The organism is Bradyrhizobium sp. PUT101 (assembly GCF_052043945.1).
Classification (GTDB): domain Bacteria; phylum Pseudomonadota; class Alphaproteobacteria; order Rhizobiales; family Xanthobacteraceae; genus Bradyrhizobium.
Window position 1 is genome coordinate 4,175,114 of sequence record NZ_CP197207.1, and the last position, 21,184, is coordinate 4,196,297.

The window sequence follows — 21,184 nt, forward strand, 5'->3', positions numbered from 1 at the left end:
CATGACCATTTGACGCTGCCTCCCTATATTGCCCTGATTCTCGAATCAGGCGGCTCATGCGCGTTTTCAGCGTTCCCATCTCAGTTCCGTTTCTGCGCACGGTCGTCACGGCCCTGCTCGACGGCCGGCTCGTGGACGGCTTCGAAGCGCGCGAGGAACCGGCGCGGCTGGCCGATGCCACGCTGTATTTGCCGACCAGGCGCGCGATGCGCGTCGTGCGTGAGATCTTCCTTGACGAGATGAAGGCGGACGCAGTGGTGCTGCCGCGCATCGTCGCGCTCGGCGACATCGACGAGGACGAGCTCGCTTTCGCCGGCGAGAGCGAGCAGTTTTCCGGTGCGGCGCCGCTCGACATTCCGCCGCGGCTGGGCGAGCTCGAACGACGGCTCACACTGGCGCAGCTCGTCGCCGCCTGGGCCAAGGGCCCGGTGCTGTCGCCGCTGGTGGTCGGCGGGCCAGCCTCGACGCTGGCGCTTGCATCCGATCTCGCGCGCCTGATCGACGACATGGTCACGCGCGGCGTGGACTGGAGCGCGCTCGACGGGCTGGTGCCCGACCAACTCGATCGCTACTGGCAGCACTCGCTCGAATTCCTGCGCATCGCGCGCATGGCCTGGCCAGGGCATCTCGCCGAGATCAACCGGATCGAGCCGGCCGCGCGGCGCGATCTCCTGATCGCGGCGGAAGCCAGACGGCTGACCGCGCATCCGAACGGGCCGGTGATCGCGGCGGGTTCGACCGGCTCGATGCCGGCCACCGCGAAGTTCTTGCACGCAGTCGCGTCGCTGCCGCATGGCGCGGTGGTGCTGCCGGGCCTCGACACCGATCTCGACGACGACGCCTGGCGCACCATCGGCGGCGTGCGCGATTCGCTCGGAAAGTTCGCGGAGCATCCGGCCTCGAACCATCCGCAATATGCCATGCACGCGCTGCTGGATCGTTTCGGCATCAAGCGCAGCGACGTCGACATTCTCCAGCCCCCGGCGGACAGCGGCCGCGATCTGCTCGCGTCCGAATCGATGCGGCCCTCCGCCAGCACGGAAGTCTGGCACGACCGGCTGAAGCAGCCCGACATCGCCGCGAAGATCGCCGGCGGCATGAAGAATCTCGCAGTCGTCGAGGCCCCCAACCCTGAAATGGAAGCGCTCGCGATTGCCATTGCGATGCGGGAGGCGCGACATCTCGACAAATCGGCGGCGCTGGTGACGCCCGACCGCGCGCTCGCGCGGCGGGTGATGGCGGCGCTGACCCGATGGGACCTCGCCTTCGACGATTCCGGCGGCGATGTCCTGATGGAGACCTCGGCCGGCACCTTTGCTCGTCTCGCGGCAGAGGCGGCGACCAAGGGCCTGGAGCCGCCGACATTGCTGGCGATGCTGAAACATCCGCTATGCCGGCTCGGCCGCGCGCCCGGCGCGTGGAAAATGGCGATCGAAGGCCTGGAGCTTGCGGTGCTGCGCGGCACGCGCCCGCCGGCGCGGACCGCCGGCCTCTTGCGCGAATTCATCCGCTTTCGCGACGAGCTGGCAAAGCTGGGGCGCGGCGAGGTCTCCGCGCTGCATCGCGCGGAGCCGCGTGCGCGGTTGAAGCCAGAGGATCTCGATCGTATCCAGGCGCTGGTCGACGTCCTGCAAGGTGCATTGGCGCCGATCGAGAGCCTGGCCTCTTCAAAACCGTATGACTTCGCCGAGCTCGCGCACCGCCATCGCGAGACTATGATCGAGCTGTCGCGCGACGAGCAGGGCATCCCGCTCGCCTTCGAGGATCGCGATGGTCTCGCGCTGGCCAGCGCCTTTGACGATCTCCTGCGCAGCGGTACGGCCAGCGGGCTGATGGTGCCGCTGCCCGACTATCCCGACGTCTTCCAGACGGCGTTCGGCGATCGCGCGGTGCGGCGGCGCGACAGACCCGGCGCCCGCTTGCAGATCTACGGCCCGCTGGAATCGCGGCTGATGCAGGCCGACCGCATCATTGTGGGCGGCCTGATCGAAGGCGTCTGGCCGCCGGCGCCGCGCATCGATCCCTGGCTCAGCCGGCCGATGCGGCACGAGCTGGGTCTCGACCTGCCGGAGCGACGCATCGGCCTCTCCGCCCACGACTTCGCGCAGCTGCTCGGCGGCGACGAGGTGATCCTCACCCATTCCGCCAAGGCCGGCGGCGCACCGGCGGTGGCCTCGCGCTTCCTGCACCGGCTGGAGGCGGTCGCGGGCGATGATCTCTGGAAGACGGCGATCCGCGCCGGCGAGAAGTTTGTGCGATTCGCGGCCGCACTGGACCAGCCCGACGAGGTCAGACCGATCAAGCAGCCGGAGCCGCGGCCGCCGCGCGCGACGCGGCCGCTCAAGATGTCCGTCACCGAAATCGAGGACTGGCTGCGCGATCCCTATACGATCTACGCCAAACGCATCTTGCGGCTCGATGCGCTCGATCCCGTCGACATGCCGCTCTCGGCTGCCGACCGCGGTTCGGCGATTCACGATGCGCTCGGCGAGTTCACCGAGACCTATGCCGCACATCTGCCCGACGATCCCGCGCGCGTGCTGCGTGCGATCGGCGAGAAACATTTTGCGCCGCTGATGGAGCGCCCCGAGGCGCGGGCGCTGTGGTGGCCACGCTTCCAGCGTATCGCGCGCTGGTTCGGCGAATGGGAGACGGCGCGGCGCGACGCGATCGAGGCCATCACGGCCGAGACCCGGGGCGAGATCTCGATCCCGCTCGACAACGCGCGCACTTTCTATCTTTCCGCGCGGGCCGACCGCATCGAGCGCCGCCAGGGCGGCAGCTACGCCATTCTCGACTACAAGACCGGCCAGCCGCCAAGCGATAAGCAGGTTCGCATGGGCCTGTCACCGCAGCTCACGCTGGAAGCCGCGATCCTGCGCGAAGGCGGCTTCCCTGACATCGATGCCGGTTCGTCGGTCAGCCAGCTCGTCTATGTCCGCCTGAGCGGCAACAATCCGGCCGGGGAAGAGCGCATCCTCCAGCTCAAGGTCAATAAAGGCGACGAGCCGCAGCCGCCCGACACCGCGGCAGCCGAAGCGCGAGCCAAGCTGGAAGCGCTGATCCGTGCCTTCGAGGACGAGAACCAGGCCTATACCTCGCTGAACCTGCCGATGTGGGCGAACCGCTACGGCACCTATGACGATCTCGCCCGGATCAAGGAATGGTCCGCCGCCGGAGGATTGGGGATCGAGGAATGGTGAAGGCGCCGCGTCCCATCCCTGACGAGGTGCGCGCGCGGCAGGCGCGTGCGTCCGATCCGACTGCATCGGCCTTCGTCTCGGCCAATGCCGGCTCGGGCAAGACCCATGTGCTGGTGCAGCGCGTGATCCGCCTGTTGCTGTCGGGCGTGCCGCCGGAAAAGATCCTCTGCATCACCTTCACCAAGGCCGCTGCGGCCAACATGGCCGAGCGCGTATTCACCACGCTCGGGCATTGGGTGACGCTGGATGATGCCGGGCTCGATGCCGCGATCCGCGCCGTCGGCATCCCGCATCCGAGCGCAAAGCTGCGGCGCGAGGCACGGAAGCTATTCGCCTGCGCGCTGGAGACCCCGGGCGGGCTGAAGGTGCAGACCATCCACGCGCTGTGCACCCGCCTGCTCCAGCAGTTTCCGTTCGAGGCCAACGTGCCGGCGCGCTTCGCCGTGATCGACGAGCGCGACCAGACCGACATGATGGAGCGCGCCAATCTGAAGGTGCTGCTGGAGGCAGCGCGCGACCCCGAGAGCGTGACCGGACGCGCGCTCCTGACCGCGATGGCGAGCGCCGCCGATGTCACCTTCAAGGAGGTCGTGCGCGAAGCGTGCCTCAGCCGCGATCATTTCATGGCCTGGACCGACGAGGCCGGCAACGCGGAAGCCGCTGCCGCGCAGATGGCTGCGGTGCTGGGCGTCGACACGAGCGATCGCATCGAGGATGTCGAGACGGAGATTCTGGACGGCCCGTTTCTGCCGCGCGCGCGCTGGGACGAGATCGCCTTTGCGCTTGGCGATGGGAACAAGACTGAAAAGGATCAAGCCGATTGCTTACGGTTGGCGAAGGCGTTGTCGGGGAGTGCGCAAGTTGATGCCTATCTCAGCGTGTTCCTAACCGATGAAAAGAAGCAACCGCGCAAGACGTTGTTGACGAAGCAATTTTGCAAAGATCATCCTTCCGTTGCTCATCTCTTCGACAGTGAGGCACGGCGACTCGACAGACTGATCGAGAAACGCCGCGCGTTAGCCGTGCGCGACCGCACGGCGGCGCTGCTGCGAATTGCGACCGCCGCTGCTGCAAACTACCGCCGCGAGAAGCAGGAGCGCGGTCTGCTCGATTATGACGACCTCATCGACAAGACGCTGGCGATGCTCGACCGCATTTCCTCGGGCTGGGTGCACTACAAGCTCGACCGCGGCGTCGATCACGTGCTGATCGACGAGGCGCAGGATACCAGCCCGCGCCAATGGGACATCGTCGCGCACATCATCTCCGAATTCACCGCCGGCGAAGGCGCGCGCGAGGGGCTGAACCGCACCGTCTTTGCGGTTGGCGACGAGAAGCAATCGATCTTCTCATTCCAGGGCGCACAACCTCGAGAGTTCGATCGACGCCGTTATGATCTCAGAAGGAAGTTTGAGGCTGCCAAGCTGAAGTTCGATCCGGTTTCTTTCAATTACTCTTTCAGATCGGGCGCAGCGATCTTGCATGCGGTCGATCATGTCTTTCGCGAAGAGACTATCTATCGCAGCATCCATGCGGAGAAAGCCTATCCTGTACACAATGCGCTCGCCGATGCAGGCCCGAGCGTAATCGAGCTTTGGGACTTAGCAGTCGCGGACGACAAGCAGAACATCGAGGGCTGGCGTGCGCCATTCGACGGTGTCGCCGTCACCAGTCCCGAGGTCAAGCTCGCCCGCCGCATCCAGGCCGAGATCAAGCGGCTGGTCGAGAGCGGTACGCTGACGGGGCACGAAGGCGAGCGCCGCCCCCTGCGCTATGGCGACATGCTGATCCTGGTGCGGCGGCGCGGCAACGCATTCGACGCCGTGATCCAGGCGCTGAAGCACGCCAACATCCCGGTCGCCGGCGCCGACCGGCTCAAGCTCACCGAGCATATCGCCATCATCGATTTGATGAACCTCGCCGACGCGCTGCTGTTGCCGCAGGACGATCTCGCGCTCGCGGTGGCGTTGAAGAGCCCGCTGTTCGGGCTCGATGACGACGACCTGTTTCAGCTGGCCCATGATCGTAAGGGATCGCTGCGCCGCGCGCTCGGCGAGCATGCAGCCGCAAGCGAGAAATTCGCCACGGCATTGCGACGCCTGGAATCCTGCGAGATTCGTGCGCGCGAGGAGACGCCGTTCGCCTTCTATGCCTGGCTGCTCGGCGGCGACGGCGGGCGGGCGCGCATCCTGCGCCGTCTCGGCTTTGAGGCCAACGATGCGCTGGACGAATTCCTGGAGCTGGCGCTGAACTACGAGCGCAAGGCGCCGGCCTCACTGCAGGGCTTCATGGCCTGGCTGCGTTCGGCCGACACCGAGGTGAAGCGCGACATGGAGATCTCGCGCGACGAGGTGCGGGTGATGACGGTGCACGGCGCCAAGGGGCTCGAGTCGTCAGTCGTGTTCATGGTCGACACCACGTCCTCGCCCTCGGACTCGCAGCGGCTGCGATTGATCCATGTGCCGCGCGGCAATGGCGGCGAGGTGGTGGTCTGGGCCGGGCGCAAGGCCGATGATCCCAAGCCTGTCGTCGAGGCGCGCAAGGCGATGCTCGAGGAGACCGAGGACGAATATCGCCGCCTGCTCTACGTCGCGATGACGCGCGCGGCCGACCGGCTGATCGTCGGCGGCTGCATGCCCGGCAATATGAAGACGGTCCGCAAGCTGAGCTGGTACGATCTGGTCGACACCGGTCTCGGCGGCTCTGGCCTGGACAGGCAGATCATCGAGACGCCGCTCGGCAAGGTCACCCGATTCGCCCGCCCGGAGGATGTCGCGGTGCTGGGCACGCCGGCGGCGACCCGGGACCAATCGGTCGTGCTGCCGGACTGGCTGCGGACGCCGGCACGGTGCGAGACCATCGACGACGATCCCGTGCGCCCCTCGGGCCAGTCTGCCGAGGAAGGCCGCAGCGTGCGGACCGGCGAATCAATCCAGTCGCGCGCCCTGGCGCTGCAGCGCGGCACGCTGGTGCACCGTCTGCTGCAATCGCTGCCCGACATCCCCATTGAGCGCCGTCGCGAGGCGGCGCTCGGCTTCATGGCACGCAATGCCTCGGACTGGCCGGAGGCCGACCGCATTACGCTGGCCGACAAAGTGCTCGCCTTGATCACTGACCCGCGTTTCGCCCCGGTCTTTGCCGCCGGAAGCCGGGCGGAGGTTGCCATCGCCGGCCGACTCGGACGACCGGGCCGCACCCCGGCGCTGGTGTCGGGGCAGATCGACCGGCTGGTCGTTCGACCCGACGAGGTCCTGATCGTCGATTTCAAGACCAACCAAGCGGCCCCCAGAAGCGCCGCGGAGGCGCCGGCGGCCTATGTCCGCCAGCTTGCGCTGTACCGGGCGGTGCTGTCGCGGCTCTATCCCAGAAAGCCTGTCAGGGCCGTCCTGCTTTGGACTGAGGCCCTTGAATATATGGAGATTTCGGCCCCCGCGCTGGACGCGGCGCTGGCATCCCTTCATCTCGGTGTGAGCGTCCTTGACCCGGCAAGGAGCCGTTCATAGGTTGACCACATGATCCGGGGCGCGATTCCAGGTCGCGCCGATTCTCTTTCAACCGAGTGAGGTACTCCCAATGGCCGTTAGCAAGGTTTCCGACGCCGATTTCGAAGCCGAAGTGCTCAAGGCGAACGGCCCGGTGGTCGTCGATTTCTGGGCCGAATGGTGCGGCCCCTGCCGCATGATCGCGCCCGCCCTCGACGAAATCGCCGGCGCGATGGGCGACAAGGTCAAGATCGTGAAGCTCAACGTCGACGAGAGCCCGAAGACCGCCTCCAAGTACGGCGTGATGTCGATCCCGACCCTGATGATCTTCAAGGGTGGCGAGATGGCCTCCCGCCAGGTCGGCGCGGCGCCCAAGGCGAAGCTGCAGCAGTGGATCACCTCCGCGGTCTGATCCACCTCCAGGTTTATTTTCGGAAACGGCCGGCGAAAGCCGGCCGTTTTGCGTTGATGGGACGTGTTCAGCGTATGACGAGCCCCGCCCTTGCCAGCTCCTCCCGCGAAGCGCGTCCGAAGATCGAGCTCTCTCGTCGCAATGGAGGCGCGTTCGGTCGACGAGATTCCGCGCGGCAGGGAATGGCAATATGACCCCAAGTGGGACGGCTTCCGCTGCCTGCTGTCGCGCGAGGGCGGCAACGTTGATCTGCGTTCGAAATCCGGCGAGGATCTGGCGCGCTATTTCCCCGAGATCGTTGCCGCCGCGCTGAAGCTGAAGGCCGATCGCTTCACGCTCGACGGTGAGATCGTGGTGCCGCAGGGCAAGGGTTTTTCGTTCGACGCACTGCTGCAGCGGATTCATCCTGCCGCAAGCCGGGTGAAGAAGCTCGCCCAGAGACGCCCGCGCTCTACCTCGTTTTCGATCTGCTCGCGACGGCCGGGGACGAGCAGCTTGCCAAGGCGCCGCTTCGCGAGCGACGGCCGGCACTGGAAGCTTTTGCGAAGTCCCATCTCAAGGGCAGCATCTTCCGGCTTTCGCCTGCGACGGCAAGCTACGCCACGGCCAGGAAATGGCTCGCGCAATCCGGCGGCGGCTCGGATGGCGTCATCGCCAAGCGCATCGACCTGGCCTATCAGGCGGGAAATCGCGACGGTATGCAGAAGATCAAGAAATTCCGCAGCGCCGATTGCGTGGTCGGAGGCTTCCGCTACGCCACCAACAAGATCGCCGGACGCAACGTGGTCGGCTCGCTGCTGCTCGGGCTCTACGACGATGAGGGCCTGCTGCACCATGTCGGCTTCACCTCGGCCATCAAGGCGGAGGAGAAGCCTGCCCTGACCGACCGGCTGGAGGCGCTGATCGGCGAGCCCGGCTTCACCGGCAATGCGCCGGGCGGGCCGAGCCGCTGGTCGACAGAGCGTTCGGCGAAATGGTGTCCGCTGAAGCCGAAGCTCGTCATCGAGGTCTGCTACGACCATTTCAGTGGCGACCGCTTCCGCCACGGCACCTCGATCCTGCGCTGGCGCCCCGACAAGGCGCCGCGGCAATGCCGCTTCGAGCAGTTGAAGCAGAAGTTGGCCGACCCGATGAAGCTGTTGAAGTGATGTTCGCTCATGCCCGGGCTCTGCGTCGCGTCCGGGACACGAGCGTGACTATCCAATCCATCCCGTCGCAAGCGCGTTCGCGAGCTCCGGCTGACCATTGCGCCGCGCCAGCGCGGCCATCGCCTCGTGATCGTAGGCGACATGGCGGAAGGTGACCTGCCAGCCACCGTCGACGAGCTCGAGGATCGCATAGCGCGCGTGGGGAGTGCCTGCCTCGACGACATGCGGGAATGGATGCTTGTCGCGATAACCAGGGCTGCCGACGCTGCCGGGATTGACGATCAGCCGGCCGTCGCGCAAGCGCACGGCACGGGCGAGATGGGTGTGGGCGCACAGGATCAGCGACTGCGTGATCCCTTGTGCAAATTGTTCGATGCGATCGAGCGGTGACAGCGCGACCGCGCCGTCGGGATGCACGGTGTCGAGCCAATAGATTTCATCGCTGCCGGGCGTCGCGTGGCAAAGAAACACCCGCTCACGGAACACGCGCGTCATCGGCTGCGCACGCAGCCAGTCGAGCTGCACGGCATCGAGCTGTGCATGGGCGGGACGATCCCACGAACCCATCTTCTCCGGCGGACGGTCAAGCAGATAGCGGTCGTGATTGCCGAGCACATGTACGGCATCGAGCAGCATCAGGATCTCGATCGTCCGGCGCGCATCGAGCGGGCCGCTCAGCATGTCGCCGAGATTGAGAATGTCCGTGATGCCATGCGCGCGGATGTCGGCGAGCACGGCCTCCAGTGCGAGGTAATTTCCGTGGACGTCGGCGATCGCGGCGAAACGCATGATCATCCTCACTCTCGTGCCCCGGACGCAGCGCAGCGCGTCGTCCGCGGTGCGCTACAGAGCCGGGCCCATGTGCCGCTGGGTCCCGGTCAGCGCTCCGCTTCGCTGCGCTGTCCGGGACACCGAAACTCATGCAGGAGGCGTGCCGTTGATCGCCAGCACGTGGCCGGCGAGATACAGCGAGCCGGTGATCAGGATGCGCGGCGGCACCTCGTAGGCGAGCTTCGCCAAGGCGCGCAGCGCGGCTTCGACGCCGGAAACGGTCTCGACTCGCATGCCGAAGCTGCGCGCGGCATCCGCGAGGCGATCGACCGGCATTGCGTTCTCGGTGTCGGGAATGGGCACGGCGATGATATGACGGGTGAGGCCGGCGAAATTGGCGAGAAAGCCCTGCGCGTCCTTGTTGGCCATCATGCCCGCGATCACCACCAGCGGCCGCGACACTCGCTCCTCGAGATCGCCGAGCGCCGCCGCAGCGACACGCCCGCCCTCCGCATTGTGACCGCCATCGAGCCAGATCTCGGAACCCTGCGGACCCCAGGACAGCAGTTCGCCCGAGGTGAGGCGCTGCATCCGCGCCGGCCATTCGGCACCGACGATGCCGGCTTCGAACGCGGCGTGGTTGACCTTGAAAGCCGGGACCGCTCGCAACGTCGCGATCGCGAGGCCGGCATTGGCAAATTGGTGGCGGCCGAACAGACGCGGCGCCGGGAGATCCATCAAGCCGCGATCATCGGAATAGACCAGACGCCCGCGCTCGACATTGACGTGCCAGCTCTCGTTCGCGGCAAACAGCGGCGCGCGCATGCGTTTGGCCTGTGCTTCGATCACGGCCATCGCCTCCGGCATCTGCTCGGCGCAAATCACCGGCACGCCGCGCTTGACGATCGCGGCCTTCTCGCCGGCGATCGACGTCAATGTATCGCCGAGGAAATCCATGTGATCCATGCTGACAGGTGCGATCACGCAGGCCGCCGGCGCATCGACCACATTGGTCGAATCGAGCCGGCCGCCGAGGCCGACTTCGAGCAGCACCACATCGGCCGGGTTCTGCGCGAACAGAACCAAGGCGGCAGCCGTCTTCAACTCGAACACGGTCGCGGCCTCGCCGGCATTGACGCGCTCGACCTCTTCAAGCGCGGTGCGCAACTCGTCGTCACCGACGAGCACGCCGCCGCCCACGCGGCCGAGCCGGAAGCATTCGTTGATGCGGACGAGATAGGGCGAGGTATAGGCGTGGACGCTCAGACCTGAAGCTTCCAGCGTCGCGCGCAGATAAGCCAGCGTCGAACCCTTGCCGTTGGTGCCGGCGATATGGATCACCGGCGGCAGCTTGCGTTCGGGGTGACCGAGCCGTTCGAGCAGGCGGTGCATCCGCTCGAGCCCGAGATCGATGCGCTTCTGATGCAGGGCCGACAACCGCCCGATCAATTCGCCGAGCGGTGTCTTTGCACTGTCAGAGGAGGCGTTCACGCGTGGGGCGCAGCCGGCGCCGTCTCGACGGCCGATACGATCTGCGCCGGGCTCGCGACCGGCTGCACTGATTTCGATGCGCCTTCCAGCGCCGGCGCCTTGGTCAGCAGCCGGCAGAGCCGCGCCAAGGTGGGACGCAACTCGTGACGATGCACGACCATGTCGACCATGCCGTGCTCCTTGAGGTACTCGGCACGCTGGAACCCTTCCGGCAGCTTCTCACGAATGGTCTGCTCGATCACGCGCGCACCGGCAAAGCCGATCAGCGCACCGGGCTCGGCGATCTGCACGTCGCCCAGCATCGCATAGGACGCGGTGACGCCACCGGTGGTCGGATTGGTCAGCACGACGATGTAGGGCAGTTTTGCCTCGCGCAGCATCTGCACCGCAACGGTGGTGCGCGGCATCTGCATCAGCGACAGGATGCCCTCCTGCATGCGCGCGCCGCCCGATGCGGCGAACACGATGAACGGCGATTTCTTCTCGACCGCGAGCTCCATCCCGCGCACGATGGCTTCGCCCGCGGCCATGCCGAGCGAACCGCCCATGAAGTCGAAATCCTGCACTGCGACGACGACGGCGGAGCCTTCGAGCTTGCCATAGCCGACCTTGATCGCATCGTTCAGATTGGTCCGCGCCCGCGCATCCTTGATGCGGTCGACATATTTCTTCTCGTCACGGAACTTGAGCGGGTCGGGCGTGACATCGGGCAACGCGACGTCGAACCAGGTCTCGTTGTCGAAGATCGACTTCAGACGCGCCACCGCGCCCATGCGCATGTGGTAGTTCGAGCCGGGAATGACGAACTGGTTGGCCTCGACGTCCTTGTAGAACACGAGCTGCCCGGAATCCGGACACTTGATCCACAGATTCTCCGGCGTCTCCCGCCGCAGCATGTTGCGGATCTTCGGCCGGACCACATTGGTAAGCCAGTTCATGGTTTGCTCCGATGTGCGAACCCGCCTCGCGGATCGCCTGAAGAGATATATGGCGGCCCGGCCTCTGCCCGGCAAGCCGCCGTGTCGTCCGCCTTGGCAGCGGAATTATGACCTATTCGGCCGCCTGTTGCGCACCCTTGACGCCCTGGGCCAGGGCCGCCGTCAGCTCAGCCACGGCGTTGACGGTTTTGGCCGTGGCCCGCCCTTCGGCATCGAGGCTGTTCTTGAGCGCATCGACCAGTGCCGTGCCGACAACCGCGCCATTGGCATGCGAGGCAATGGCGCGCGCCGTCTCCGGCGTACGGATGCCGAAGCCGACGCAGACCGGCAGTTTTGTATGCCGCTTGATGCGGGCGACCGCCTCGCTCACGGCTGTGGAGTCCGCGGCCGCCGCACCGGTAATGCCGGTGATGGAGACGTAATAGACAAAGCCCGAGGTGTTGGCGAGCACCGCCGGCAGGCGCTTGTCGTCGGTCGTCGGCGTCGCCAGGCGGATGAAATTGAGGCCGGCCTTCATCGCGGGCAGGCAGAGCTCGTCGTCCTCTTCCGGCGGCAGGTCGACGATGATGAGACCATCAACGCCCGCGCTCTTCGCATCGACCAGGAACTTGTCGACGCCATAGATGTAAATCGGGTTGTAATAGCCCATCAGCACGATCGGCGTCGCGTTGTCGTCCTTGCGGAAGCCGCGCACGAGTTCGAGCGTCTTCTTCAGCGTCATGCCGGCCTTGAGCGCGCGCAGGCCCGCAGCCTGGATCGACGGGCCGTCGGCCATCGGATCGGTGAACGGCATGCCGATCTCGATCACGTCGGCGCCGGACTTCGGCAACGCCTTGATGATCTCGAGCGAGGTCGCGGGATCAGGATCGCCGGCCATCAGGAAGGTCACGAAGGCCGAGCGGCCCTGCTTCGCAAGCTCGGCAAAACGGGTGTCGATACGCGTGGTCATGATTTCGCGGCCGCTGTGCTATACCTCTCCCCTCCGGGGAGAGGTCGGCTGCGAAGCAGCCGGGTGAGGGGGATGGAGCGGTTCAAGTCCAGAGCGCGAAGGCTCCGCGAGTCGCAGACGAGCGCCGAAGCGAAGCTTTGGCAAGCGCTGCGCAACCGGCAGCTCGCCCGCTGGAAGTTTCGCCGCCAGCATCCGATCGACAGATATGTCGTCGACTTCGTGACCTTGGACAGGAAGCTCATCATTGAAGTCGACGGCGTGACGCATTCCAGCCCATCCGAGATTGAGCGCGATGATGCCAGAACCAAGCTGCTCGAGTCCTGTGGTTTCCTGGTCCTGCGCGTCTCGAACACCGATGTGTACGAGAATCTCGAAGGCGTCCTGGAGCTTATCGAGACATCACTGAGGTTCGAGTGAACGGGCAGACCCCTCACCCGGCTGCTGCGCAGCCGACCTCTCCCCGACGGGGAGAGGTGAAGAGAGTGCGATACCCGCCTCACTTGCTCTTGCCCCTCAGGATGTCGCCGACCTGCGGGACGTCCTTGTCGCCGCGGCCGGAGAGATTGACGACCATCAGGTGATCTCTTGCGCGCTTCGGCGCGAGCTCCATCACCTTGGCGATGGCGTGCGCGGGTTCGAGCGCGGGGATGATGCCTTCGAGCTTCGACAGCAGCTGGAACGCGGCGAGCGCCTCGTCGTCCGTCGCGGAGAGATAGTTCACGCGGCCGACCTCGTGCAGCCAGGAATGCTCGGGCCCGATGCCGGGATAGTCGAGGCCGGCCGAGATCGAATGCGCGTCCTGGATCTGGCCGTCCGCATCCATCAAGAGATAGGTGCGGTTGCCGTGCAGCACGCCGGGACGGCCGCCCGCGATCGAGGCCGCATGCAGTTGCGTGAGCCCATGGCCTGCCGCTTCGACTCCGAAGATCTCGACCGTGGGATCATCGAGGAAGGGATGGAACAGGCCCATCGCGTTCGAGCCGCCGCCGATGCAGGCGACCAGCGAATCCGGCAGGCGGCCTTCGACCTCCTGCATCTGCGCCCTGGTCTCGTTGCCGATGATCGACTGGAAGTCGCGCACCAGCGTCGGATAGGGATGCGGACCTGCGACCGTGCCGATGCAATAGAAGGTATTGTGCACATTGGTGACCCAGTCGCGCAGCGCCTCGTTCATGGCATCCTTGAGCGTGCGCGTGCCCGACTGCACCGGGAACACCTTCGCGCCCAGCATTTCCATGCGGATGACGTTGGGCTGCTGCCGCTCGACGTCGACGGCGCCCATATAGACCACGCATTCCAGACCAAAGCGAGCGCACAACGTTGCAGTGGCGACACCGTGCTGGCCGGCGCCGGTCTCGGCAATGATGCGCTTCTTGCCCATGCGCCGCGCCAGCATGATCTGGCCGAGCACATTGTTCACCTTGTGCGACCCGGTGTGGTTGAGCTCTTCGCGCTTCAGGTAGATCTTGGCGCCGCCGAGATGCTCGGTCAGGCGTTCGGCGAAATAGAGCGGCGAGGGCCGGCCGACATAGTTCTTGAGATAGCCGTTCATCTCGGCCTGGAAGGCCGGATCGGCCTTGGCGGCGGTGTAGGCCTTTTCCAGATCGAGGATCAGCGGCATCAGGGTTTCGGCGACGAAGCGGCCCCCGAAGATGCCGAAATGGCCGCGCTCATCGGGGCCGCTGCGGTAGGAATTGGGTTTGGCGACGTTCATCGGACACTCAACTCTTGACTTGTATCTTGGCTGGCGCGCGCGGCGCGAATGAAGGCCTTGATCATCTCGGGATCCTTGACGCCGGGGGCGCTTTCGACGCCGGAGGACACGTCGACGCCGCCGGCGCGGGTGACACGGAGGGCTTCAGTGACGTTGTCAGCGTGAAGTCCGCCCGAGACCATGTAGGGCAGTTTCAGATCGAGGTTTTCCAGCAGGTGCCAGTCGAAGGGCTCCCCTAAGCCACCGGGCCGCGTCGCATCCTTCGGCGCGCGTGCGTCGAACAAAATGCTGTCGGCGACGGCGGCATAGCCCGGCAGCACGGCGAGATCGGCTGATGTTGCGACCGGCACCGCCTTCATCACGGGGCGGCCGAACCGCTGCTTGATGTCGCGCAGCCGCGCCACGCTCTCGTTGCCATGGAGCTGGAGAATATCCGGCGACAGCGCGTCCACGATGTTGTCGAGCGTGGCGTCGTCGGCATCGACCGTGAGCGCGACCTTGAGCGCGCGCTGCTTCACCTGGCGGCCGAGTTCGCGCCCCGCCTCCAGAGAGAGATGCCGCGGCGACGGCGGAAAGAACACGAACCCCACCATGTCGGCGCCGACGTCGAGCGCCGTTTGAAGCGTCTCGCGCGTGGACAGGCCGCAGATTTTGACGAGCAGGGACATGGTCTCAAGCAGATGGAGGCCGCGGGTCCGCGGCCGGAAAACGGGGCTTTCGGTCGGGGCCGCTTCTACAACGTCGCGCGCTGCTTGTCTCGCCCGATGGGCCCGTACAGGCCCACCCCGGAGGGAGCGGATAGGCGCTGGGGCTCGGGCCTGGCCGCGGCCGCCTGGGCCCGCAGATCAGCCAGTTCGGCCCGGGCGGCCCGGGCCTCCGCATCATTCCGGCGCGCCGCGCGCCGCCAGTGCCACTGGCCGAACCAGACGGCTGAGCCGCCGACCACGACGCCCAGCGCGGCCGCCAGGATCAGGAGCAGGAACAGCGGCAAGGTAATCGATAGTGACGGGTCGTCGGAAATGAAGGGATCGAAGGAGACCGTGACGAAATGCCGGTTGGCGACGGCAAACGCCACCAGGATCAAGCCCAGCGGAATCACGATCAGCGCGGTTAGGAACTTTCGCATCTCGCTTCGCTCGCCTTGAATCAAGCTTGCGGCCGCATCGCTCGCGACCGCGAAAAACCCTGATGCCGGCCCTGGAGCATGATCCGGAAAAGTGTGCCGCGGTTTTCCGAAAAGATCATACTCAAACAATAAACTAAAGCGCGATCACATCGCGCTTTAGTCTGCCGCGCCCGGATCCGGATGGTCGCGGTTCAGCCGCTCGCGCATTTCCTTGCCGGTCTTGAAGAATGGAACGCTCTTCTGATCGACGGGCACATGGGCGCCGGTGCGTGGATTGCGCCCTGCCCGGGCAGGGCGGTGCTTGACCGAGAAGGCACCGAAGCCGCGCAACTCGACGCGATCACCGCGCGCGAGGGCCGCTACGATCTCTTCGAGAATCGCATTCACAATGTTCTCGACATCCCGCTGGTACAGATGCGGGTTGTGCTCGGCGATACGCTGAACAAGTTCGGATTTGATCATCGAGAGATAGGACCCGGAAGCGTGCGGATGACCATTTCCGTGAAAATACCGTGATCTGTCAAGACGCTAAATCAAGGCTGAGCGTCGCGAAAATACGTGACAAATGCCGAAAAAGCGTGCTGCGCCGGCACTCGCCACACGAGAAAACCTCGCGGAACTCGCCTGCTCCAGTCAGTTTGATGCGGCCGGCTGCCACAGGGCCAGCATTCCATCCATTCCAAGCCGGTCGACCGCCTGCGCGACGCCGGTTTGGCCGATCTGATGCGCAATCGAGCCCAAACCGAGCGCTTCCAGCGTCACGGCGGCGGCCGTCTTGAGGAAAGTAAGATCGCCAAAGCGCGGCTGAAGCTTGTAATCGCGTACCGGAAGCCCCTTCTTGACGCCCTTGTGCTCGATCAGCCAGGTCACCGCCGTCTTCTCGTCGCCGATCTGGTCGATCAGCTTGAGATCGATCGCCTGGCGCCCGGTAAAGACACGGCCGTCGGCGACTTTTTCGAGCTGCGTGTCATCCATGCCACGCCGCTCCTTCACCATTCCCTTGAACCAGGCGTAGGAATCCTTGACCAGCGCATCGAGCGCGGCGCGCGCCTCGGGACTGGTCGGCTCAAAACCGTTGGGAGCTGCCTTCAGCGGCGAGGATTTCACCTCCTCGACCCTGACGCCGATGGTCTTCAGCAGCTCGGAGACGTTGGGATACTGGAACAACACGCCGATCGAGCCGACCAGCGAGCTCTGCTGGGCGATGATGTGGTCGCTCGCGATCGCCGTGATGTAGCCGCCCGATGCGGCGAGGCCCTCGACGACGACGACCAGCGGCTTCTTCGCCTTCAGCCGGGTGAGCGAGTCGTAGAGCTGCTCGGAGCCGGCCGTGGTGCCGCCCGGCGAGTTGATGTGAACGATGACGGCGGCGGCCCGCGAATTCTCAAGCCGCTCCAGCGCCTGCGTGCGCTCGGAATCGCTGCGGATCAATCCATCGATGTGAACGCGTGCGATCGAGCCGGCGGACGCGAAGGTGCCGCGCGCTCCGGGCGTCGCGATCAGCGCAAAGCTCGCAATCGCCGCGATCACGATTAGCGCGGCCATCACACGCCAGAACGTCAGCTTGCGGCGGATCCTGCGGCGATCGACGATGATGTCCGAATCGAGCGACATCGGAATATCTCCAAATGAAAGGCCGGGCGCGTTGTGCCGTCACAGCGTGACCATTGGCTTATCTGGATACATCAATTGCGGTGCAATTTGAAGAAAACAAGGCTTCGTGAGGGCAAGCAAGTCGCCACAAAACTCCGTCGTCCTCCCCGCGAACGCGGGGATCCAAAACCCCAGGGAGGCGTGTGACGCGAGACGCCCACTCGGAGTCTTCGCCAAACCACTTCCTGTGGGTATCCGTCCCGGATCTGCGCTCCGCTCCCGACAACGCTGCGCATTGTCAGGAGCTGCGCTTGTCCGGGGCGACAGCAGAGTTTGTGGAGACCGCAACAAAGAAGCCCCGGCGCGAGCCGGGGCTTCGATGCAGCAAAACGGACGTTTCGCTTACTTGCTGTCGCGGTTCTTGAGCGCGGTGCCCAGGATGTCGCCGAGCGTCGCGCCCGAATCGGAAGAGCCGTATTGCGCGATGGCTTCCTTCTCTTCGGCAACTTCGAGCGCCTTGATCGACACCTGGACCTTGCGGGCCTTCTTGTCGAACTGGATCACGCGGGCGTCGACCTTCTCGCCGACGGCGAAGCGTTCGGCGCGCTGGTCGTTGCGATCACGCGCGAGCTCGGAGCGCTTGATGAAGGTGGAGAAATCGGTACCGGCGATCTTCACCTCGATACCGCTCTCCTTCACTTCGAGCACTTCGCAGGTCACGACCGCGCCCTTCTTGACATCGCCCGGCTCGGCGAAGGGGTCGCCTTCGAGCTGCTTGATGCCGAGCGAGATACGCTCCTTCTCGACGTCCACATCGAGCACCACGGCCTTCACCATGTCACCCTTCTTGTAGTTGTCGATCACCTGCTCGCCCGGAAGCTTCCAGTCGAGGTCGGAGAGGTGGACCATGCCGTCGACGTCGCCCTCGAGGCCGAGGAACAGGCCGAACTCGGTCTTGTTCTTGACCTCGCCCTCGACCACCGAACCGGTCGGGTGGCTTTCGACGAAGACCTCCCACGGATTGCGCATGGTCTGCTTGAGGCCGAGCGAGATGCGGCGCTTGACGGAATCGACTTCCAGCACCTGCACGTCGACTTCCTGCGAGGTCGAGACGATCTTGCCGGGATGCATGTTCTTCTTGGTCCACGACATCTCGGAGACGTGGATCAGGCCTTCGATGCCCGGCTCGAGCTCGACGAACGCACCGTAGTCGGTGATGTTGGTGACGCGGCCGGTGAAGCGGGCACCCAGCGGGTACTTGGCTTCGATGCCCTGCCACGGATCGTCCAGGAGCTGCTTCATGCCCAGCGAGATGCGGTGCGTCTCGTGGTTGATCTTGATGATCTTGACCTTCACGGTCTGACCGATCGAAAGCACCTCGGTCGGGTGGTTGACGCGACGCCACGCGATGTCGGTGACGTGCAGCAGACCGTCGATGCCGCCGAGGTCGACGAACGCACCGTAATCGGTGATGTTCTTGACCACGCCGTCGATGACCTGACCCTCTTCGAGGTTCTGCACCAGCTCCTGACGCTGCTCGGCGCGGGTCTCTTCCAGCACCGTGCGGCGGGAGACGACGATGTTGCCGCGGCGGCGGTCCATCTTGAGGATCTGGAACGGCTGCGAGTTGTTCATCAGCGGCGCAACGTCGCGGATCGGACGGATGTCGACCTGCGAGCGCGGCAGGAACGCCACCGCACCGTCGAGGTCGACCGTGAAGCCGCCCTTGACCTGGTTGAAGATGACGCCGTTGACCTTCTCGTTGTTCTGGAACGCCTTCTCGAGCTTGCCCCAGCTCTCTTCGCGGCGCGCCTTGTCGCGCGACAGCACGGCTTCGCCGAGGGCGTTTTCGATGCGATCGAGGAATACTTCCACCTCGTCGCCGACCTTGAGATCGCTTTCACGGCCGGGGCCGGAAAATTCGCGCAGCGCGACGCGACCCTCGGTCTTCAGGCCGACGTCGATGACGGCCATGTCCTTTTCAATTGCAACCACCTTGCCCTTGACGACGGAGCTTTCCTGCAGGTTGCCGCCTGCGAAGGACTCGTCGAGCATCGCGGCGAAATCGTCACGCGAGGGGCTATAGGTATCAACAGAAGTCGAAGCCATTTGTTCTCCAGTTGCGGATGTCTTGCCGGCCGTTGGGTTCGTGGGCGCATCGCACGCGCAGTGTCGGAAGGTCCGCAAAACCTTCGAGCGACCGCTCGCTGCCCCGGCCTGCGACCGGAACGGCGGAAGCGGGCCGGCTGAGGCCCGCGCGTTCGATACGTGGAATCTTTGTCCGGAGCCTGGATCGCGCCGGCCCCTGAAGCAGGGACCGAGGGTATCGACATCAAAGAGGCGGGAGCGGGCGCTTCCTCCAATGACGGCTGCGGCTTAACCCCGCGACCGGCCCGCTCGGACGGCCTCGATAATGTCGATGGCGGCCCGGACGCCGCCTTCTATATCCAGTTGGGAGTTATCTAGCAAGTGAGCATCCGGGGCCGGTTTTAAAGGCGCAATCGGCCGGTTCTTGTCGCGTTCGTCGCGCTGGATGATGTCGGCGAGCACGGCGGCCTCATCCGCCTCCTCGCCCCTCGCCCTGGCCTCCATGGTGCGGCGGCGCGCGCGAACCTTGGGGTCTGCGACGACGAAGATCTTCACGTCGGCATGGGGGCAGATCACGGTTCCAATGTCCCGGCCGTCCAGCACCGCCCCGGGCGGATCGGCGGCGAATTGCCGCTGGAAGTTGACCAGGACCTCGCGGACCCTTGGGATCGCCGAGACGATCGAGGCGCCCTCGCCGGCCTTCTGGGTCTTCAGCGCGGGATTGCCGAACTTTTCGGGGTCGAGCTCCAGTGCGGCCTGCACCGCAGCCGCCTCGTCGCGAAGATCGTGGCCGGATTGCATGAGAGAATAGGCCACCGCGCGGTAGATCACGCCGGTATCCAAGTGGCGATAGCCGTAATGGTGGGCGAGACGCTTGCCGAGCGTCCCCTTGCCCGAGGCCGCCGGCCCGTCGATGGCAATGATCATGAGAGCTCGGCCCCTAGCGAACGCATCATCGGAATGAAATCCGGGAAACTGGTGGCGATGAAAGCGGTGTCGTCGACCGTCACCGGCTGGTCGGAGGCGCAGCCCATCACCAGGGCCGACATCGCGATGCGATGGTCCATGTGGGTGGCGACGGTGCCACCACCGGGGACATGGCCGCGGCCCTCGACGATCAGATCGTCGCCCGAGACCTCGACCTTGACGCCGTTGACGCGAAGCATGGCGGCGGTCGCCTCCAACCGGTCGGATTCCTTGACGCGCAGCTCCTGCAGGCCGCGCATGATCGTCGTGCCCTCGGCGAAGGAGGCTGCGACCGCCAGCACCAGATATTCGTCGATCATCGAGGGCGCGCGCTCCGGCGGCACCTCGACGCCGCGCAGCTTCGAGGCGCGCACGCGAAGCTGCGCCATCGGCTCGCCGGCATCGCCCCGCACTTCGCTTTCCTCGATCGAGGCGCCCATTTCGCGCAGCGTGGTGAACAGACCGGTGCGCAGCGGATTGGTCATGACGTCGGAGAGCACGAGATCGGAGCCCTCGGTGATCAGCGCCGCGACGACGGGGAAGGCGGCCGAAGAGGGATCGGCAGGTACGACGACGGTCGCACCATGCAGCTCGGGCTGGCCCACCAGCGTGATCCGGCGGCCATGCTGGCCTTCCCGAACCGAGGTGATGTCCGCGCCGAAATGCTTCAGCATCAGCTCGGTGTGGTCGCGGCTGGCCTCGCTTTCGATCACGGTCGTGGTGCCCGGCGCAGCCAGGCCCGCCAGCAGCACGGCCGATTTGATCTGGGCCGAGGCGACCGGGGTCTTGTAGGTGATCGGCAGCGGATCGCGCGCGCCCTGGAGGGTCAGCGGCAGACGGCCGCCCTCGCCGCCGGAGACGACTTTTGCGCCCATTTTTTCCAGCGGATCGAGGATCCGGCGCATGGGGCGGCTGCGCAGCGAGGCATCGCCGTCGAACACCGCCGAGATCGGGCAGCCGGCGACGGCGCCCATGACCAGCCGGCAGCCGGTGCCGGAATTGCCGAAATCAAGCGGCGCCTTGGGCTCGGCGAAGCCGGCGACACCGACGCCCTGCACCTTCCAGGCGAAATCGCCGATGCGCTCGACCCTGGCGCCGAGCGCCTGCATGGATTTGGCTGTGTTGAGGACGTCCTCGCCCTCCAGCAGGCCCGAAACCCTGGTCTCGCCGACCGCGAGCGCACCCAGGATGAGGGCACGGTGGGAGATCGACTTGTCCCCGGGCACCCGTACTTTCCCGGTCAGGGGGCCGCTGGCGCGAGCCTTGAGCGGCCTCGGTTGGTCGGAATGGGTCAAGATTGTGT

The 21,184-nt window shown here is 65.5% G+C and carries 16 protein-coding genes and 1 pseudogene; 5 read left to right on the forward strand and 12 right to left on the reverse strand.

Annotated elements, in window-relative coordinates; all coding sequences use genetic code 11:
- The first annotated feature begins 56 nt into the window (after positions 1-56).
- The 4 genes and pseudogenes from addB (at position 57) to ACSHT2_RS20235 (ending at position 8,245) form a co-directional block, all read left to right on the forward strand.
- Complete coding sequence (gene addB, locus ACSHT2_RS20220; protein ID WP_440636062.1) at positions 57-3,203, forward strand: double-strand break repair protein AddB; 3,147 nt, start codon at positions 57-59, stop codon at positions 3,201-3,203.
- On the forward strand, positions 3,197-6,706 hold the full coding sequence (gene addA, locus ACSHT2_RS20225; RefSeq protein ID WP_440636064.1) for a double-strand break repair helicase AddA: 3,510 nt from the start codon (positions 3,197-3,199) through the stop codon (positions 6,704-6,706). Before addB ends, addA begins: the two co-directional genes overlap by 7 nt.
- 70 nt (positions 6,707-6,776) lie before the next feature.
- Positions 6,777-7,097 carry a thioredoxin gene (gene trxA / locus ACSHT2_RS20230; RefSeq protein WP_008540017.1) on the forward strand — a complete coding sequence of 107 codons (321 nt, stop codon included), beginning with the start codon at positions 6,777-6,779 and terminating at the stop codon, positions 7,095-7,097.
- A gap of 141 nt (positions 7,098-7,238) precedes the next feature.
- Positions 7,239-8,245, forward strand: a pseudogene (locus tag ACSHT2_RS20235) (ATP-dependent DNA ligase).
- Between the two features lie 48 nt (positions 8,246-8,293).
- Here the strand turns inward: ACSHT2_RS20235 and ACSHT2_RS20240 are convergent.
- The 4 genes from ACSHT2_RS20240 to trpA form a co-directional block, all read right to left on the reverse strand.
- On the reverse strand, positions 8,294-9,034 hold the full coding sequence (locus ACSHT2_RS20240) for a metallophosphoesterase family protein (protein WP_440642881.1): 741 nt from the start codon (positions 9,032-9,034) through the stop codon (positions 8,294-8,296).
- 129 nt (positions 9,035-9,163) lie between these two features.
- Positions 9,164-10,507, reverse strand: coding sequence for a bifunctional folylpolyglutamate synthase/dihydrofolate synthase (locus ACSHT2_RS20245; protein WP_440636066.1), 1,344 nt, complete (start codon positions 10,505-10,507; stop codon positions 9,164-9,166).
- Positions 10,504-11,445 carry an acetyl-CoA carboxylase, carboxyltransferase subunit beta gene (gene accD / locus ACSHT2_RS20250; RefSeq protein ID WP_440636067.1) on the reverse strand — a complete coding sequence of 314 codons (942 nt, stop codon included), beginning with the start codon at positions 11,443-11,445 and terminating at the stop codon, positions 10,504-10,506. Before accD ends, ACSHT2_RS20245 begins: the two co-directional genes overlap by 4 nt.
- Positions 11,446-11,557: 112 nt before the next feature.
- Positions 11,558-12,394, reverse strand: a complete 837-nt coding sequence (trpA, locus tag ACSHT2_RS20255; RefSeq protein WP_440636069.1) for a tryptophan synthase subunit alpha — start codon at positions 12,392-12,394, stop codon at positions 11,558-11,560.
- Between the two features lie 72 nt (positions 12,395-12,466).
- Here trpA and ACSHT2_RS20260 point away from each other — a divergent pair, with 72 nt between their 5' ends.
- The gene (locus ACSHT2_RS20260; RefSeq protein ID WP_440636070.1) at positions 12,467-12,811 is read left to right on the forward strand and encodes an endonuclease domain-containing protein; all 345 of its coding nucleotides are present in this window, start codon (positions 12,467-12,469) and stop codon (positions 12,809-12,811) included.
- Between the two features lie 79 nt (positions 12,812-12,890).
- On the opposite strand, the gene trpB is transcribed toward ACSHT2_RS20260, so the two are convergent.
- From trpB to aroA, 8 genes are all read right to left on the reverse strand, one after another.
- Positions 12,891-14,108: a tryptophan synthase subunit beta gene (trpB, locus tag ACSHT2_RS20265; RefSeq protein ID WP_319333235.1), complete on the reverse strand. Its 1,218-nt coding sequence runs from the start codon at positions 14,106-14,108 to the stop codon at positions 12,891-12,893.
- Positions 14,105-14,776, reverse strand: a complete 672-nt coding sequence (locus tag ACSHT2_RS20270; RefSeq protein WP_440636071.1) for a phosphoribosylanthranilate isomerase — start codon at positions 14,774-14,776, stop codon at positions 14,105-14,107. The genes trpB and ACSHT2_RS20270 overlap by 4 nt, the downstream gene beginning before the upstream one ends.
- A gap of 65 nt (positions 14,777-14,841) precedes the next feature.
- The gene (locus ACSHT2_RS20275) at positions 14,842-15,234 is read right to left on the reverse strand and encodes a lipopolysaccharide assembly protein LapA domain-containing protein (protein WP_440636072.1); all 393 of its coding nucleotides are present in this window, start codon (positions 15,232-15,234) and stop codon (positions 14,842-14,844) included.
- A 156-nt stretch (positions 15,235-15,390) separates the two neighbouring features.
- Positions 15,391-15,696, reverse strand: a complete 306-nt coding sequence (locus tag ACSHT2_RS20280) for an integration host factor subunit beta (protein WP_008539997.1) — start codon at positions 15,694-15,696, stop codon at positions 15,391-15,393.
- A gap of 171 nt (positions 15,697-15,867) precedes the next feature.
- Positions 15,868-16,848, reverse strand: a complete 981-nt coding sequence (gene sppA, locus ACSHT2_RS20285) for a signal peptide peptidase SppA (RefSeq protein WP_440636073.1) — start codon at positions 16,846-16,848, stop codon at positions 15,868-15,870.
- Between the two features lie 381 nt (positions 16,849-17,229).
- Positions 17,230-18,936 carry a 30S ribosomal protein S1 gene (gene rpsA / locus ACSHT2_RS20290; protein WP_440636074.1) on the reverse strand — a complete coding sequence of 569 codons (1,707 nt, stop codon included), beginning with the start codon at positions 18,934-18,936 and terminating at the stop codon, positions 17,230-17,232.
- A 267-nt stretch (positions 18,937-19,203) separates the two neighbouring features.
- The gene (gene cmk / locus ACSHT2_RS20295; protein ID WP_319333243.1) at positions 19,204-19,842 is read right to left on the reverse strand and encodes a (d)CMP kinase; all 639 of its coding nucleotides are present in this window, start codon (positions 19,840-19,842) and stop codon (positions 19,204-19,206) included.
- A complete protein-coding gene (gene aroA / locus ACSHT2_RS20300; protein ID WP_440636076.1) occupies positions 19,839-21,176 on the reverse strand; it encodes a 3-phosphoshikimate 1-carboxyvinyltransferase in 1,338 nt (445 codons plus the stop codon). Before aroA ends, cmk begins: the two co-directional genes overlap by 4 nt.
- Positions 21,177-21,184: the final 8 nt, after the last annotated feature.

What these genes read in the sequence shown, in the direction of transcription:
- addB (WP_440636062.1), top strand. Translation starts at nt 57, where the DNA reads ATGCGCGTTTTCAGCGTTCCCATCTCAGTTCCGTTTCTGCGCACGGTC.
- addA (WP_440636064.1), top strand. Translation starts at nt 3,197, where the DNA reads ATGGTGAAGGCGCCGCGTCCCATCCCTGACGAGGTGCGCGCGCGGCAG.
- trxA (WP_008540017.1), top strand. Translation starts at nt 6,777, where the DNA reads ATGGCCGTTAGCAAGGTTTCCGACGCCGATTTCGAAGCCGAAGTGCTC.
- ACSHT2_RS20240 (WP_440642881.1), bottom strand. Translation starts at nt 9,034, where the DNA reads ATGCGTTTCGCCGCGATCGCCGACGTCCACGGAAATTACCTCGCACTG.
- accD (WP_440636067.1), bottom strand. Translation starts at nt 11,445, where the DNA reads ATGAACTGGCTTACCAATGTGGTCCGGCCGAAGATCCGCAACATGCTG.
- trpA (WP_440636069.1), bottom strand. Translation starts at nt 12,394, where the DNA reads ATGACCACGCGTATCGACACCCGTTTTGCCGAGCTTGCGAAGCAGGGC.
- ACSHT2_RS20260 (WP_440636070.1), top strand. Translation starts at nt 12,467, where the DNA reads ATGGAGCGGTTCAAGTCCAGAGCGCGAAGGCTCCGCGAGTCGCAGACG.
- trpB (WP_319333235.1), bottom strand. Translation starts at nt 14,108, where the DNA reads ATGAACGTCGCCAAACCCAATTCCTACCGCAGCGGCCCCGATGAGCGC.
- ACSHT2_RS20270 (WP_440636071.1), bottom strand. Translation starts at nt 14,776, where the DNA reads ATGTCCCTGCTCGTCAAAATCTGCGGCCTGTCCACGCGCGAGACGCTT.
- ACSHT2_RS20275 (WP_440636072.1), bottom strand. Translation starts at nt 15,234, where the DNA reads ATGCGAAAGTTCCTAACCGCGCTGATCGTGATTCCGCTGGGCTTGATC.
- ACSHT2_RS20280 (WP_008539997.1), bottom strand. Translation starts at nt 15,696, where the DNA reads ATGATCAAATCCGAACTTGTTCAGCGTATCGCCGAGCACAACCCGCAT.
- sppA (WP_440636073.1), bottom strand. Translation starts at nt 16,848, where the DNA reads ATGTCGCTCGATTCGGACATCATCGTCGATCGCCGCAGGATCCGCCGC.
- rpsA (WP_440636074.1), bottom strand. Translation starts at nt 18,936, where the DNA reads ATGGCTTCGACTTCTGTTGATACCTATAGCCCCTCGCGTGACGATTTC.
- cmk (WP_319333243.1), bottom strand. Translation starts at nt 19,842, where the DNA reads ATGATCATTGCCATCGACGGGCCGGCGGCCTCGGGCAAGGGGACGCTC.